The 14864-nt window shown below is 75.2% G+C and carries 15 protein-coding genes; 5 read left to right on the top strand and 10 right to left on the bottom strand.

Annotation, left to right across the window (positions count from 1 at the left end; genetic code table 11):
- Window positions 1-46: 46 nt before the first annotated feature.
- The 6 genes from ACRYR8_RS19235 to ACRYR8_RS19210 all read right to left on the bottom strand — a co-directional run bounded on the left by ACRYR8_RS19235 (window position 47) and on the right by ACRYR8_RS19210 (window position 7674).
- Window positions 47-484 carry a chemotaxis protein CheW gene (locus ACRYR8_RS19235; RefSeq protein ID WP_432485779.1) on the bottom strand — a complete coding sequence of 146 codons (438 nt, stop codon included), beginning with the start codon at window positions 482-484 and terminating at the stop codon, window positions 47-49.
- 1 nt (window position 485) lies between these two features.
- Window positions 486-2882 (bottom strand): chemotaxis protein CheA, encoded by a 2397-nt coding sequence (locus ACRYR8_RS19230; RefSeq protein WP_432485780.1) that lies wholly within the window; start codon window positions 2880-2882, stop codon window positions 486-488.
- Between the two features lie 224 nt (window positions 2883-3106).
- A complete protein-coding gene (locus ACRYR8_RS19225) occupies window positions 3107-3730 on the bottom strand; it encodes a GTP-binding protein (RefSeq protein ID WP_432485781.1) in 624 nt (207 codons plus the stop codon).
- Entirely contained in the window at window positions 3711-4103 is a 393-nt protein-coding gene (locus ACRYR8_RS19220; RefSeq protein ID WP_432485782.1) for a DUF742 domain-containing protein, read from the bottom strand. The genes ACRYR8_RS19225 and ACRYR8_RS19220 overlap by 20 nt, the downstream gene beginning before the upstream one ends.
- A gap of 7 nt (window positions 4104-4110) precedes the next feature.
- The gene (locus ACRYR8_RS19215) at window positions 4111-4557 is read right to left on the bottom strand and encodes a roadblock/LC7 domain-containing protein (protein ID WP_432485783.1); all 447 of its coding nucleotides are present in this window, start codon (window positions 4555-4557) and stop codon (window positions 4111-4113) included.
- 129 nt (window positions 4558-4686) lie between these two features.
- Window positions 4687-7674 (bottom strand): sensor histidine kinase, encoded by a 2988-nt coding sequence (locus ACRYR8_RS19210; RefSeq protein ID WP_432485784.1) that lies wholly within the window; start codon window positions 7672-7674, stop codon window positions 4687-4689.
- Window positions 7675-7847: 173 nt separating this feature from the next.
- Between ACRYR8_RS19210 and mobA the strand changes: the two genes are divergently transcribed.
- The 5 genes from mobA (at window position 7848) to ACRYR8_RS19185 (ending at window position 12051) form a co-directional block, all read left to right on the top strand.
- Entirely contained in the window at window positions 7848-8495 is a 648-nt protein-coding gene (gene mobA / locus ACRYR8_RS19205) for a molybdenum cofactor guanylyltransferase (protein WP_432486181.1), read from the top strand.
- Between the two features lie 9 nt (window positions 8496-8504).
- Entirely contained in the window at window positions 8505-9500 is a 996-nt protein-coding gene (locus ACRYR8_RS19200; RefSeq protein WP_432485786.1) for an NAD(P)H-quinone oxidoreductase, read from the top strand.
- Entirely contained in the window at window positions 9497-11248 is a 1752-nt protein-coding gene (locus tag ACRYR8_RS19195) for a glycoside hydrolase family 15 protein (protein WP_432485787.1), read from the top strand. Before ACRYR8_RS19200 ends, ACRYR8_RS19195 begins: the two co-directional genes overlap by 4 nt.
- A gap of 81 nt (window positions 11249-11329) precedes the next feature.
- Window positions 11330-11644 (top strand): hypothetical protein, encoded by a 315-nt coding sequence (locus ACRYR8_RS19190; protein ID WP_432485789.1) that lies wholly within the window; start codon window positions 11330-11332, stop codon window positions 11642-11644.
- On the top strand, window positions 11629-12051 hold the full coding sequence (locus ACRYR8_RS19185; protein ID WP_432485790.1) for a hypothetical protein: 423 nt from the start codon (window positions 11629-11631) through the stop codon (window positions 12049-12051). Before ACRYR8_RS19190 ends, ACRYR8_RS19185 begins: the two co-directional genes overlap by 16 nt.
- Here the strand turns inward: ACRYR8_RS19185 and ACRYR8_RS19180 are convergent.
- The 4 genes from ACRYR8_RS19180 to ACRYR8_RS19165 all read right to left on the bottom strand — a co-directional run.
- A complete protein-coding gene (locus tag ACRYR8_RS19180) occupies window positions 11988-12629 on the bottom strand; it encodes a dihydrofolate reductase family protein (RefSeq protein WP_432485791.1) in 642 nt (213 codons plus the stop codon). The two genes, ACRYR8_RS19185 and ACRYR8_RS19180, sit on opposite strands and share 64 nt — an antisense overlap.
- 107 nt (window positions 12630-12736) lie before the next feature.
- Window positions 12737-12886 (bottom strand): hypothetical protein, encoded by a 150-nt coding sequence (locus ACRYR8_RS19175; protein WP_432485793.1) that lies wholly within the window; start codon window positions 12884-12886, stop codon window positions 12737-12739.
- Between the two features lie 275 nt (window positions 12887-13161).
- A complete protein-coding gene (locus ACRYR8_RS19170; RefSeq protein WP_432485795.1) occupies window positions 13162-14160 on the bottom strand; it encodes an intradiol ring-cleavage dioxygenase in 999 nt (332 codons plus the stop codon).
- A gap of 398 nt (window positions 14161-14558) precedes the next feature.
- A partial coding sequence (locus ACRYR8_RS19165) for a hypothetical protein (RefSeq protein WP_432485794.1) occupies window positions 14559-14864 on the bottom strand: 306 nt, incomplete at its 5' end.

Raw genomic sequence — 14864 nt, 5'->3', positions numbered from 1 at the left:
GGCCCCCCACCGGTGGTGGGGGGCCCCTCGCCGTCGCGGGCGGTCCTCAGGCCGCGGCCGCGCCCTCGATCTCCAGCGCCTTGTCGACGTCGAGGACGAGCAGCAGCGCGTCGTCGAGCTTGTAGGCGCCGCGGATCAGCTCGCGGATCGGGCCGGACAGCGTGTCCGGCGGCGGCTCGAACGTCACGTCGGCGGCCTCGATGACCCCGCCGATCGAGTCGACCAGCAGGCTCCAGACCTCCTCGGCGGCGCGGACCACGACGTTCATCGCGGCCTGCCCCTCGGCGCGGTCGGGCATCCCGAGCCGGCGGCGCAGGTCCAGCGCGGTGACGACCTGCCCGCGCAGGTTGATCAGGCCTGCGACCGCGCGGGGCGCGAGCGGGGCGGGCGTGCGGGGCTGCTCGGTGAGCACCTCCTGCACGCGCCGGACCTCCACGCCGAACAGGTGGCCGGCGAGGGTGAAGGTGGCGTACTGCGTCGACACGTCAGACTCCCAGTCGAGAGGAAGCGGCAGCGAACTCGTTCTGAGCCTGCTCGGAGAAGAAGTGCGGGTCGGCGGCGAGGATCGCCGCGCGGACGTCGAGCAGTTCGGTCACGCGGTCGCGGATGACCGCGGAACCGACCAGGCCGGCGTCGTCGATGTCGCTGCGCGCGTCCTGCCCGGACACGATGTCGACGATCTCGTCGACGACGATCGCGACGGAGCGGCCGCGGGCGGAGTACACGACACCCGGCAGGGACGTGAGCTCCGGCTCGTCGAAGCCGCGCATGCTGCCCAGGTGGTTGGACAGGCGCACCAGCGGCAGGATCTCGCCGCGGTAGCGGACGACCTCGCGGCGCCCGACGCGCTCGATGGAGTCGGTCTTGAACTCCTCCAGGCGCGTGACCACGTCCAGCGGGATCGCGACCCGGCGGTCGTCGCCCAGACCGACCACGAGCAGGCGCTGGCCCTCGCTGGTGGCGGTGGCCGTCGCGGCGGCCTCGGCGGCCACGTGCTCGAGGCCGTCGGCGCGCATGGTGCGCCGCGCCAGCGACTGCACGTCGAGGATCAGCGAGACCCGGCCGTCGCCGGCGATGGTGGCGCCGGCGTAGGTGCCGATCGCCTTGAGCACGCCGGACAGCGGCTTGACGACGATCTCCTCGGTGTCCAGGACCCGGTCGACGACGAGGCCGAAGCGCCGGCCGTCGCACTCCAGGACGGCGATGACGAGCTTGGTGGAGAGTTCCACGCCGGCGGGGCGCTTGAGCTCCAGCACCTCCTCCAGCCGGATCAGCGGCAGCAGCGCACCGCGCAGGCGGTACACCTTGGCGCCGCCGACGTCCTCGATCGCCTTGGCCATGCGCTCGGCGTCCAGGCTGACCAGTTCCAGCAGGTTCACCTGCGGCATGGCGTAGCGCTGCCCGGCGCACTCGACGGTCAGGGCGGGGACGATCGCCAGCGTCAGCGGGATCCGCAGGCGCCAGGTGGTGCCCTGACCGGGGGTGGACTCGACGTCGACCGAGCCGCCGATGCGCTCGATGTTGGTCTTGACGACGTCCATGCCGACGCCGCGGCCGGAGACGTTGGTGACCTTGGCGGCGGTGGAGAAACCGGGCAGGAACAGGAACTGCAGGATGTCGCTGCTGGTGAGGTTCTCCAGCCGGGCCTGGGTGACCAGGCCCTTCTCGACGGCCTTGGCGCCGATGACGGCGGGGTCGATGCCCTTGCCGTCGTCGCGGACCTCGACGACGACCTGGCCGCCCTCGTGCGCGGCGCGCAGCCTCAGGGTGCCGACCTCGTTCTTGCCGGCGGCGCGGCGCACCTCCGGCAGCTCGATGCCGTGGTCGACGGCGTTGCGCACGATGTGGGTCAACGGGTCCTTGACCGCTTCGAGCAGGGTGCGGTCGAGCTCGGTGTCGCCGCCCTCCATCTCCAGCTTGATCTTGCGGCCCAGCATGTTGCCGAGGTCGCGCACGACTCGCGGCAGCTTCGACCACAGGTGGTCGATGGCCTGCATGCGGGTGCGCATGACGGACTCCTGCATCTCGCTGGCGACGAGGTTCAGGCGGTGGCAGGCGCGGGTGAGCTCCTCGTCGCGCAGCCCGGAGGCGCGCTGGAGGATCTGGTTGCGGGCGAGGACGAGCTCGCCGGCCTGGCGGACCAGGGACTCCAGCAGCTCGACGTCCACACGGATGGTGGCCTCGGCGGCGGACCCCTTCTCGGAGGCGGCACCGGCGGGAGCCGCCCCGCCCGCGGGGGCGACGGGGGCGGGAACCGGGGCGGTGACCTCCGCCACGGGCGCGGGCGCCTCGGCCACGGGGACCTCGAGCACGGGGAGCTCGGTCACCGGGACTTCGAGCACGGGGAGCTCGGCCGCGGGCGCCTCGGCCACGGGGACCTCGAGCAGGGGGAGCTCGGGCTCCTCGGCGGCGGCCTCGGGCTCCTCGGCGACCGGCGCGGCCGGCTGGGACGAGACCTCCACGCCGGCGCCGTCGGCGGGCGGCAGGACGGGCTCCTCGCCGTCCAGGACGGCGCGGATCGCGGCGACGACCTGGTCGACCTCGACGGACGCCTCGGCGCCGTTCTCCTCGATGGAGGCCAGCAGCGCACGGATCGTGTCGACCATGCGCAGCAGGACGTCGGTCGTGCCGGGGGTCATGACCAGCTGACCGTCGCGCAGCCGGGCGAGCAGGTTCTCGCCGACGTGGGCGACGGACTCCAGGCGGGAGAAGGCCAGGAAGCCGCTGGTGCCCTTGATCGTGTGGATGGTCCGGAAGACGCTGGCCAGCAGCTCACGGCTGCCGGGCTGCTGCTCCAGCGCGACGAGGTCGGAGTCCAGCTGGTCCAGGTTCTCGTAGCTCTCGACCAGGAATTCCTGGACGATCTCGTCCATGTCGTCCATGCGGTTCCGCTCCGACTCTCGCGACGGGTGATCTAGCGACGGGTGCGGCGGGTCCCCAGCGGGGCGGCCCGTCGCTCGTGGTGCCTGCTTCACCCATCGGCACGAGGGGCGCGGAACTGAAACGGCGGGACGTCCCCGGGCGTGTCGCGCACCCGGCCCGGACGGCGCAGAGGCCGGCACCCGCGGGGGGTGCCGGCCTCTGCGCCGGGAGGGCCGTCCTGGTGTCAGGCGGCGTTGAGCCGGGCGAGCGCCGTCTGCACGAGCGTGATGAGGCTGTGCTTGGTGGCGGCCTTGCTGCGCGCGTCGGTGTAGACGAGCGGCACGTGGTCCGGCACCGCGAGCGCCTCGCGGACGGAGTCCAGGTCGTGCTGTGCCACGCCGTCGAAGCAGTTGACCGCGACGACGAAGGGGATGCCGCGGGACTCGAAGTAGTCCACGGCGGGGAAGCACTGGTCGAGGCGGTCGGTGTCGACGAGCACGACGGCGCCGATGGCGCCCTTGACCAGGTCGTCCCACATGAACAGGAAGCGGTCCTGGCCGGGGGTGCCGAACAGGTACAGCCACAGGTTGCCCGGCAGGGCGATGCGGCCGAAGTCCATGGCGACGGTGGTGGAGGTCTTGCGGTCGGAGTTCAGGCCCGCGTCGTCCACGCCGACCGAGTGCTCGGTCATGGCCGCCTCGGTGCGCAGGGGCTCGATGTCGGAGATCGACCCGATGAAGGTCGTCTTGCCGACGGCGAACCCCCCGGCCACGACGATCTTGACGACGGTGGGCGGGGCGGTGGGCTCCGTGGCCGTCCCCGCTGCGCCTGGCGCGGGGGCGCTCACGTCAGAGCGAGGAAATGCCATTGAGAACACTCTCCAGGACGCTGATGGTGGTCGCGGGTTGGGGGGAGGTGGCCAGCGTGAGGCCGTGGACGCGGATCTTCCCCGAGGTGGCGAGGTCGCTCACCACGACGCGGACGACGCCGACGGGCAGGTGGACGTGCGCGGACAGTTCGGCGATCGACAGGTAGGAGGTCCTGGTGAGTTCCAGGATCCGCCGCCGCTCCGGGGTCATGCCGACCTCCGGTTCCCCCAGCGCCTCCACGAGCGCCTCGACCGGCAGGTCGGTGTTGGTGGGGCGGGTCCGTCCACCGGTGACGGTGTACGGGCGGACGGTGAACTCCTCGGCGTCCTCGTCGTCGTCGGACCAGAGGTCCGCGCTCCCGGCTGCTGTCATGTCGGCGTCACCACCGGGCGCCGGCCGGCGCGGAGACGGGCAGGGCGGCCCGCATCTCCGAGACCAGCTGCGGGGTGAGGACGGTCTCGAAGCGCTGCACCAGCATCGCCATCTCGTAGCCGATGAGGCCGACGTCGCAGCCGGACTCGGCGGACACGGCCAGCACGGAGCCGTCGGAGACGTTCACGAGGAAGAAGAACGAGTCGTCCATCTCGATGATGGCCTGGCGGACCTCGCCGGAGTCCAGCTGGCGGGCGGCGCCGCGGGCGAGGCTGGACACGCCGGAGACGATGGCGGCCAGCTGGTCGCCCGACTCGCGGTGCAGCTGGTCGGACATGGCCATGAGCAGTCCGTCCGCCGAGACGACGACGGTGTGCTGCACCCCGGGGGTGCTGCGGACGAAGTTGTCGAGGAGCCAGCTGAAGTCGGCGGCCTCGGAGCTAAGCGCGGTCACAGGGGGTTCCTCTTCTCGGGGCGGTTCCGGACGTCCGGCGCGTGGTGGGGGTGGGTCGGGTGGTCGTGCGGTCGGGCGGGCGGGTGCCCGTCCCGGTCCCGCGGCCCCCGCCGGGGGCCGCGGGAGGGATCAGGCTCCGCCATCGGTACCGCCGTTCGCGGTGGCGGGGCGCGGCGGCACCGGCTCCCCCTCGGCGCGGCCGCGGGACACGCCGGCCTGGAAGCCGGAGAGCATCGAGCGGACGTCCGCGGGGGCGCGGCGCTGGCGGGCGGCCGCGGGGCGGGCCGCGGCGGGCTTGGCCGCGGCGGGCGTGGCGCCGGCCTGGCGGCGGACCAGCGGCGCGGAGCCGGTGCCCATCGCCGGGTTGAAGCCCTGGCCCTCGGTGAGGGCGGAGAGGGCCTCGGCGGCCAGCGCGTTGCGCTGGCGCAGCGTGTCCCCCACGGTGCGGGCCACGGGGACCGGCGTGGGGAGCGCCTCGGTGGTGGGTGCGGGCAGCGGGGCCGGCGCGGCCTCGGGGGCCGTCGCCTGCGCCGGCACGACCGGCACCACGGGGGCGACGGGCACCACGGGGGCGACGGGCGCCTCCTCGGCGGCGGGCGCGGCCGGGGTGGGCGGCGCCTGCTCCTCGGCCGCGGCCTCCCCCGCACGGCGGCGGGAGGTCCAGAAGGCCTCGGCCGCCGTCCTGGGCGGGGTGGCGGAGTCGCGCACCGCGCGGGGCTTGCGACCGGCGCGGGGCAGGATGTCCTGCGCCGCGGCCAGGGAGGCCGGGGCCTCGGCCTTGCGCTCGCGCTTGGGCATCGCCGGCGCCGAGCCCTCGGCGGGGCTGGGCGCGGAGACCGGCTGCCAGCCCGGCTCGGTGGCCGGGGCGGGGGCTGCGGTGGCGGAGGCCCGGGCCTCCTCGGCGCCGGCGCCACGGGTGGGCTTGCGGCGCGTCGGCAGGCTGCGGCCGCCGGCGGTCACCTGGGGAGCCGGGGCGGCGACCCCGGCCTCGGCGGACGCGCGGGCCGCGGACTGCTCCAGCGTGGCGGAGAGGGTGTCGCCGACGCCGTCCGCGGCGAGCGGGTTCGCCACGATCGTGGAGGCGCCCGCGGGGGCGGCCGGTTCGACGGCGGGCGGGGCCTCAGCGGGTGCCGCGGCGGGTCCCGCCGCGGGTTCCGCCGCGGGTTCCGCGGCCGGCAGGGCCGGGGTGCTCTCGGGAGCCCGGAGGTCCGGGACCTCGGCCGAGACGCTGCCCGGGGAGAAGAGCGCCGGCCCCAGCAGCAGGGTCACCGTGGTGCCCGCGCCCTCGGCGGAGCGGAACGAGACCTCCAGGTCCAGGCGCGCGGCCAGGCGGCCGACGACGTAGAACCCCAGGCGCTGGGCGCCGACGAACTCGCTGGCGCGTCCACCGTCGATGCGCTCGGTGGCGGTGCGCACCTCCTCCCCGCTCATGCCGATGCCGCTGTCGGCGATCGTGACCTCGATGCCGCGCGGGCCCTCGGAGGTGCCGACGACGACGCGCGTGCCGGGGTCGGAGAAGTTGGTGGCGTTCTCCAGGAGCTCGGCGAGCAGGTGCGCCGTGGACAGCGCGAGGTGGCCGACGACCGGCGGGTCCGCCTGCAGGGCCAGGTCGACGCGGTCGTAGTGCTCGATCTCGCCGGCCGCGGTGCGGATGACGTCCGACAGCGGCAGCGGGCGGCGCAGGCGGCGGCCGGTGTTGATGCCGGCCAGGACGAGCAGGGACTCGGCGTTGCGCCGCATCCGGGTCGCCAGGTGGTCGAGGGTGAAGAGGTCCTCGAGGGTGTCGGGGTTCTCCTCGGTGCGCTCCAGCTGGTCCAGGAAGGACAGCTGGCGGGCCAGCAGCGCCTGGTCGCGGCGGGCGACGTTGATGAACATCTCGGCGATGGAGGCGCGCAGCGCCGCCTGCTCGCCGGCGATGCGGAACGTGGCCTCGTTCAGGTCGTTGATGACGTGCGCGACCTGGCCGATCTCGTCGCTGCTGGTGACGGTCAGCGGCGTGAAGTCCACACCGGGGCCCTCACCGGGGGTCTGCATGCGCTCGACCATGCGGGGCAGCTCGTCGCGCACCTCGGTGGCGGCGGCGGACAGGGCGCGCAGGCGGGTGCCGATGCCGCGGGCGGTGCGCACACCGAGGACGGTCGCGGCGACGAGCACCAGGAGGCTGCCGACGGTGATGACCAGGACGTTGCGCAGCACCGCGGCGGAGCGCTCGCTGGCCTCGGCGGCGGCGTCGGCGATGATCGCGTCGGTCGCCTCGTGGTAGGCCTCGATGAGGCCCTCCGAGTGCGCGGTCCAGTCGGCCTCGGACAGGTTCGGGGCGCCGGAGGTGGCGGCGGCGAACAGGTTGCGGTCCTGGTTGACGAACGCCTGGGCGCTGGTGGCGGCCTGGCTCGCCAGGGCGTCGTCGAGCAGCGCCACACCCCCCTCGCCGAGGCGGGAGCGGGCCTGGTCCTCGAAGTACTCCTGCTGGCCGATCGCGTTCAGGCGCAGGTTGCGCACGTCGGTGCCGGCGGTGCCGTTCAGCACCAGCAGGCCGGCGAGCTGCTCCTGGGCGATCTGGTCGATCTGGCGGTGCAGGTACCCCGTGGCGGCCAGGCGGGTGGCGAGGTCGCGGATCGGGGAGTCGTCGGCGACGGCGATGGTCAGGTCCGAGACGGCGCCGTGGATCTGGTTGTAGAGGTCGAAGGTGTTCAGCGCGCTGGTGCGCGAACCGTCCACGGCGGCGCGCAGCTGCGGCAGGGTGCCGGAGACGATGCCGGTCAGTTCCACCACCGCGGTGGCCTTCGCGCCCTCGTCGAACTCGACGCCGGACTCGGCGGCGGCCTCCGTCGCCGCCTGCATGGTGGCGTCGGTGGTGGCGCGGGCGGCGTCGACCTGGGCCTTCAGCTCGTCGCTCGGCACCGTGACGTACTGGACGGAGAGCAGGCGCTCCTCCTGCACGGCGTGCAGCACGGCGTCGTACTCGGTGGAGATGCCGACGTAGTTCGCCAGGTCGCGCTCTTCGTCCGCCTCGAGGATCGAGTCGCTGTCGATGGCCGCGACCGCGGTCATCAGCAGCAGCAGGGGTACCGCGAGGAGGATCAGCAGCTTCGCTCTGATGCTCAGGTTCCGCAGCATGTCAACCTTCCGTAAGCGATGGTGAGCGGTGAGGGGGCTCACCGGTGCTCGAGCAGACGTCTGTCGGATCGGGTCGCCGGCGGCCCGGGGTGAGCGGGTGGGGGTGGAACCGCCCGAACGGACCATCCACGGACGGCGTGTCGACTGGAGGGGGGGCCGTGCAGGTGGTTCCGGTGGGACCGCGGGCGGGTGCCGCGGTGGTGGTGCTGGCCGGTGGCGGAGGCACGCGGTTCGCGGCGCGGGCCGCGGGTGCGGACAAGCTCGCCGCGCCGCTGGGGGGCACCGGCGTGCTGGAGCACCTGCTGGCGCAGCTGAGACCGCGCTGGCCGGTGGTGCTGGTGGGCACGGACCGGGGCGCGGGGGTGCCGGTGGTGCGCGAGGACCCGCCCGGCGGCGGGCCGCTGGCCGGGTTCGCCGCGGGCCTGGCCGCCCTGGACGCCCCGGACGCCCCGGGAACCGCGGGCCGGGAGGCGCCGGTGGTGCTGCTGGGCGGGGACCAGCCGTTCGCGGCGGAGGCCGTGCCCCGGCTGCTGGCGGCGCTGGCGGGTGGCGCGGACGCGGCGGTGGGCGTGGACGGCGGTGGCCGGCGCCAGCCGCTGCTGTCGGCGTACCGGCGCGCGCACGCGCGGTCGGTGCTGGCGGGGCTGCCGGCGGTGACCGGCCGGCCGGTGCGCGAACTGCTCGCGGCGCCCGGCGCGCGCGTGGTGGAGGTGCCCGTCAGCGACCGCGAGCACCTGGACGTCGACGTGCCCGAGGACCTGGCGCGCGCCCGCGCGCTGCTGGGCGGCGGTCCGGGGGCGGGCGGTGCGGCCCGGACGTAGTGTCGCGGCGTGCGCGCCGTGACCGTGGAGGAACCCGGGGGCCCGGAGGCCCTGCGACTGCGAGAGCTGCCGGACCCGGAGCCCGGGCCGGGCGAGGTCCTCGTGCGGGTGGCGGCGGCGGGGGTGAACCGCGCCGACGTGATGCAGCGGCGGGGCAGGTACCCCTCCCCGCCGGGTGCGCCGCCGCACCCGGGCCTGGAGGTGTCCGGGTGGGTGGAGCGCCTCGGCGAGGGCGTGAGCGGCTGGGCGGCGGGCGACGCGGTGTGCGCGCTGCTGGGCGGCGGCGGGTACGCGGAGCTGGTCGCGGTGCCCGTCGGGCAGCTGCTGCCGGTGCCGGCGGGCGTGGGCGTCGTGGACGCCGCCGCGCTGCCGGAGGTGACCGCGACGGTGTGGTCGAACGTGTTCACGCTGGCGGGCCTGCGCCCGGGCGAGCTGCTGCTCGTGCACGGCGGTTCCAGCGGCATCGGCACGATGGCGGTGCAGCTGGCGCGCGCGGTGGGCGCGCGGGTGGCGGTGACGGCCGGCTCGCCGGCCAAGCTGGCCCGGTGCGCGGAGCTGGGTGCGCAGCTGGGCGTGGACTACCGCGAGGAGGACTTCGTCGAGGCCGTGCGGGGCTTCGAGCCGGCGGGCGCCGACGTGGTCCTGGACGTCGTGGGGGCGCCGTACCTGGCGCGCAACCTCGACGTGCTCGCCACGGGCGGGCGGCTGGTGGTGATCGGCACCCAGGGCGGCACCCGCGCCGAGCTGGACCTGGGGCTGCTGCTGGCCAAGCGCGCCTCGGTGCACGCCACGACGCTGCGGGCGCGCCCGGCGGCGGAGAAGGCTGCGATCGTCGCCAGCGTGCGCGACCACGTGTGGCCGCTGGTGGCCGACGGCGCGGTGCGCCCGGTGGTGCACGAGCGGTTCGCGCTGGCCGACGCCGCCCGCGCGCACGAGGTGATGGAGGGCTCCTCGCACGTCGGCAAGCTGCTGCTGACGACCGGCGCGCGGGCGCCCGGCGCGTGACGCCGGAGGAGCTGGCGGCCCGGTTCCCCCCGCAGGTGCTGCGCGACTACGCGCTGGTGGCCGACGGGGCGCGCGGCGCGGTCGTCGGCCCGCGCGGGGACGTGGTGTGGATGTGCGCGCCGGACTGGCACGACGACGCGGTGATCGCCTCGCTGCTCGGCGGGCGCGGCGTGTTCGCGGTGACGCCGGCCCACACGTTCGTGTGGGGCGGCTGGTACGAGGAGGGGACCCTCGTCTTCCACCACCGCTGGACCAGCCGGGGCGACGGGACGGTGGAGTGCCGCGACGCGATGGCGATGCCCAGCGACCCGCACCGGGCCGTGCTGCTGCGGCAGATGCTGGCGGTGGACGGCGACGCCGAGGTCGACGTGGTGCTGGACCTGGGGGCCCGGTTCGGCGCACGGGCGCTGCGCGGGCTGCGCCGCGACGACGACGGCCGCTGGCACGCGCGCACGGACGGGCTGCACGTGCGGTTGTCGGGGCTGCCGGGCGCCGTGGTGGACGGCGGGGTGCTCACCGGGCGGCTGCGGGTGCCGGCGGGCGGCCGGCACGACCTGGTGCTGGAGGTGGGCGACGCGGGGCCGCCCGCACCGGTGGACCCGGACCACGCGTGGGCCTCGACGCTGCACACGTGGCGCTCGGCGGTGCCGGGCATCGCGCACTCGGTGGCGCCGGCGGAGGCGCGGCACTCCTACGCGGTCGTCCGGGGCCTCACCTCCGACGCCGGGGGCATGGTGGCGGCCGCGACGACGTCGCTGCCCGAGCACGCGGGGAACGGCCGCAGCTACGACTACCGCTACGCCTGGGTGCGCGACCAGTGCTACGCGGGGCTGGCGATGGCGGCGTGCGGCGGCCCGTACCCGCTGTTCGACACGCTCGTGGCCTTCGTGGTGCAGCGGGTGCTGGCGGACGGCCCCGGCCTGGTGCCGGCGTACACGGTGCACGGCGCCCCGGTGCCGCCGGAGCGCAGCACGGGCCTGCCCGGGTACCCGGGCGGCTGGGACGTCGTCGGCAACCACGTGCGCTCGCAGTTCCAGCTCGACGTGTTCGGCACGGTGCTGCAGCTGCTGGCCGCGGCGATCGAGCACGACCGGCTCGACGCCGACGGGTGGCGGGCGGTGGACGTGGCGGTCTCCGCGGTCGAGCAGCGCTGGCGGGAGCCCGAGGCGGGCATCTGGGAGCTGGAGGACGACTGGTGGGCGCACTCGCGCCTGGAGTGCGTGGCGGGGCTGCGCAGCATCGCTGCGGTGTGCCCGCCGGCGGACGCGGTGCGGGCGGTGACGCTGGCGGACGCGATCCTCGCGGAGACGTCGCGGCGGTGCCTGCACCCGGACGAGGGCCGGTGGCAGCGCAGCCCGGGCCAGCCGGGGGTGGACGCGGCGCTGCTGCGCCCGGCGCTGCTGGGCGCCACGCCGCTGACCGACCCTCGGCACCGGGCGACGCTGGCCGCCGTGCAGCGCGACCTGGTGACCGACCACCACGTCTACCGCTACTCCCCCGACTCGATGCCGCTGGGCTCGACGGAGGGCGCGTTCCTGCTGTGCGGGTTCCTGCTGGCCGAGGCGCTGCACGCGGACGGGCAGCAGGTGGAGGCGTTCCGGTTCTTCGAGCGCAACCGGGCCGCGTGCGGACCGCCCGCGCTGCTGGCCGAGGAGTGGGACGTGGACCAGCGCCAGCTGCGCGGCAACCTGCCGCAGGCCTTCGTCCACGCGGCCCTGCTGCACAGCTCGGTCCGTCTGGGCACCTGAGCCGTACCGGCTCCCCGGACCTGTCAGGGGGCGGCCTCGAGGCGCTCCCCCGACCCGGCGGACGGACGCGCCGTCGTCGCCGTGATCACGGACGAGGGCCGGCGGCTGCACGAGCGGCCGCAGGAAGAGCGGTCGGCACCGATCCAGGAGCACCTCGACGAACCGGCACCGCAGGACACGGCCGCGCTGGAGGTGCCGAACCCCCGCCGCTACGCGGCGGGGCAGGGCACCTCCCTCACCGGCACCTGGGTGCAGCGCGTCGCGCAGTCCCGGCTGGTGCTCGAGCTCACCGGTTCGGGCACCGCCGTGGGCCCGGCCGTCCGCGTCCCGGCCAGCTCCGGGAGGGTTTCGCGCACGTCCGCCGGACCCCGGAGCTCGCCGTGCCCCTGCTCATGACGGCGATCGTCGGGTGCCTGGCCTTCGAGTTCCAGATCGCCCTGCCGGTCGTCGCCCGGGAGACCTTCGGCGACGGGCCGACGACCTGCGGGCTGCTCACCGCGGCGCCGTCCCTGCCGCTCGCACTGGCCGCCCTCACGGTGACGGGAGCCGTCAGCGTGGCCTTGCAGTCGACGGGGAACACCACCCCGCAGCTGAACTCCCTCCCCGTCCGTGCGGGGCAGGGTGATGGCCCCGTGGTCGGTCGCCTTCCTCGGCTCGACCCCGTGGGCGGACCGGTCGCCGGGCTGGTCAGCGACTGGTGGGGCGGCCGCGAACTCGTCCTCACGCACCGGACGCGCCGTCACGACCTCGTGAACGTGAGGTGGGTGACGCCGCTGGGTGCCGAGACCACCTCGACGTCGTAGTCCGCCTCCAGCGCTTCGAGGCCGTCCCAGAACCGCACCCCGCGGCCGAGCACGACCGGCACCTGGACCAGGTGGACGTGGTCGACGAGCCCCGCGGCGATGAAGTCGCGGGCGACAGTCGGGCCGCCCCCGATGCGGACGTCCCGGCCGGCTGCCGCTTCGCGCGCGGTGTCGAGGGCCTCGGCCGGCGAAGCGTCGAGGAAGTGGAACGTCGTCCCACCGGCCATCTCGATCGGCGACCGCGGCCGGTGGGTGAGCACGAAGGTGGGCGTGTGGAACGGCGGGTTCGGGCCCCACCACCCCTTCCAGTCGGCGTCGTCCTGCCAGCCCGGGGGGCCGAACTTGCCCGCGCCCATGATCTCGGCACCGATGCCCGGCTCGTGCTGCCGGGCGAACGCGTCGTCGATGCCGACGGTGCCGCCCTCGCGCCCCAGGATCGGGGCGCCGAAGCGGGTGGCGATCATCCACTCGTGCAGCCGGTGGCCGGCGTGCCCCATCGGGGTCTCGGCGGACTGCGGTTCACCGGTGGCGAACCCGTCCAGCGACATCGAGAGGTTGTGGATGCGGGTCCGTGTCATCTGCTCGCTCCGTCCGTCGGGGGTCCGGCTCCACGATCGCTGCGACGCCCACGCGGCGGGGACGGCGCTCCCGCCCCCGCGTCGTCGGCGGCCGTCGCCCACCCCGCTCAGGCGGGGGCGGAGACGTCGGCCATCCAGTCGACCCCGAACCGGTCGGTGAGGGCGCCGTACTGGTCGCCCCACACCTGCGCCGCCAGCACGGTGCCCGGCGGGTCCGGGCGCACCCCCTCGAGACCCGGCGCCGTCGCGGAACTCACCGGTGCCCGGGCACGGGCCACCGCGCGACCGCGGGGGCGTCGGACCGCTCTCAGGAGGACGGTTCGTGTCCGCCTCGCCCGCTGCTGTCCCCCGGACCTGCCCACGCGCACCGGCCGCCCAGCGCTGCGGCCGCTGTCGCTGCTGCGCGAGGCCCCGGCCGAGGAAGGGCCGTCCCTGCGTCACGTCGTCGAGTCGGTCGTGCGCGCGTGGGCCGTGCCGGCGGCGACTGCCCGCCGACCGGCGCTCCGTCTGCGGCGTCGTTGCTCGTGGGCGGTTAGGCCGAGGTGGGCCGGTCGGCGGGCATCGTGGGCACCCCGGTGGGCGGGGTCCCGCCGGGTGCGCCGGTGGGCGGGGTTCCACCCGTCCCGCCGCCCGTCCCGCTCCCCCCGCCGCCGGCGGGGGGAGCGGAGCCGGCGGCGGGGGTGGTGGAGGTGTCCACGCCGACGGTCAAGGAGACCTGGTAGCCGTTGGTGACGTCGCCGGTGACGGTGGCCAGTTGGCTGGCGGCGGAGTCGTCGCTGAAGACGTTGTCGCTGGCCAGGGTGACGTTGGCCAGGTTGGTGACGGACTGCTCGTAGCCGGTGGTGGCGTAGACGGTGTCGCAGACGTCCTCGGGCAGGGCGACCTGGGAGGTGGCGACGGCGTTGGTGGCGTCGGTGATGGAGTCCACGTCGGGGTAGACCTCGAAGTGGACGTGCGGCCAGCGCCCGGAGTAGCAGGCGGGGAAGATGCTGGTGAACGTCACCTCGCCGTTCGCGTCGGCCACCTGAACCCCGCGCAGGTAGTTCTCGTTCTCGATGCCGGAGGAGTACAGGGAGTAGTTGCCGTCGCGGTCGCAGTGCCAGACGTAGACGGCCACGCCCTCGAAGGGCACGTCGCCTTCGAGCATGTCGACGATGCTCAGCGTCAGCGTCACGGGCACGCCTTCGGCGGTGGTGGTCGAGGTGCCGAAGGAGGAGCGGATGTCGGAGCGGACCACGCCGGACTGGGTGAGCACGTTGGCCCCGTTGGAGCCGTCGCCGGGGTAGGGGCCGGCGGTCTCGTCGGGGATCTCGCTCAGCGACGAGGACGTCGTCGCCGACGCGGTGCTCTCCGCCTCGGCTTCCGAGCCGCAGGCGGCCAGGGTCAGACCGGCCGCGCCCAGGCCCAGCACGCCCAGCACGCGGCGGCGGTCGAGCCCGCGCTGGTGCATGGTGGCGATGTCGAAGGCCAGGCCCTGGTCGTCGACGTCCTCGTCCTGGCGCGGCAGGGTGCGGCCCTGGTAGGTGCGCAGAACCCGCCGTGCCCGGCTCTGCCGATCCTGCTGACCGGTGTCGTCGCTCTTCTCGTTCACCCGCACAGCATCGGCGGCGAGGACACGGACCGGACAAGGTTCCGCTGTGGCGTGCCTGTGAGCAGTGCCGAGGCCGGTGACCGCAGCCAGGCGACCGACTCCCGACCACCCGCGGTCGGGTGCGTGGGGACGGTTGCGGGCCGCGGACGTGACGACGTCCACGCCAGCCCCCCGCGGGGCAGCGAGGCCCCGCACGTCTCCCTCGGAGGATCCCGTGCTCGATCCCGTGCTCGATCCCGTCCGCGCCACCCCACACCGGCCATCCTGCGACGGCGCCCACGGAGGCTCTGGTGTGTCCCGCTCTGCGGCGTTGCCCTGCTCTGGCCGCTGGGGGCCGGTCAGGTGGGCAGGGTGCCGGTGGCGTCGCGGATGACCGTGCCGTCGCTCAGGGTGAGGTCGTACGTGAGCAGCAGGGTGGAGCGGTCCGGGCCGCTGGGTGCGGCGGTCTCGTCGCGGAAGGCGGGCCCGGGCCACCAGGCCACGTAGCGGCCCTGGCGCACCGTGGCCTGCACGGTGCAGCTGCCGGCGTGGATGGTGACGCCTGCGACGTCGGTGCCGGCGGCGCCACTGGTGATGGAGACGCGTTCGACGTCCGAGATCGTGCTCTGGGAGATCGCGCCCCGGGTGTAGCCGCGGGCCGGGGC

Origin of the sequence: Kineococcus esterisolvens, assembly GCF_050871405.1 — a bacterium.
GTDB lineage: Bacteria > Actinomycetota > Actinomycetes > Actinomycetales > Kineococcaceae > Kineococcus.
Note: the sequence above shows the minus strand (reverse complement) of the source record. Positions and strands in the feature narration are given on the sequence as shown.

Excerpts from the sequence above, each read along its gene's own strand:
- ACRYR8_RS19230 (WP_432485780.1), bottom strand. The coding sequence starts at position 2,882 with ATGGACGACATGGACGAGATCGTCCAGGAATTCCTGGTCGAGAGCTAC.
- ACRYR8_RS19225 (WP_432485781.1), bottom strand. The coding sequence starts at position 3,730 with ATGGCATTTCCTCGCTCTGACGTGAGCGCCCCCGCGCCAGGCGCAGCG.
- ACRYR8_RS19220 (WP_432485782.1), bottom strand. The coding sequence starts at position 4,103 with ATGACAGCAGCCGGGAGCGCGGACCTCTGGTCCGACGACGACGAGGAC.
- ACRYR8_RS19210 (WP_432485784.1), bottom strand. The coding sequence starts at position 7,674 with ATGCTGCGGAACCTGAGCATCAGAGCGAAGCTGCTGATCCTCCTCGCG.
- ACRYR8_RS19180 (WP_432485791.1), bottom strand. The coding sequence starts at position 12,629 with ATGACACGGACCCGCATCCACAACCTCTCGATGTCGCTGGACGGGTTC.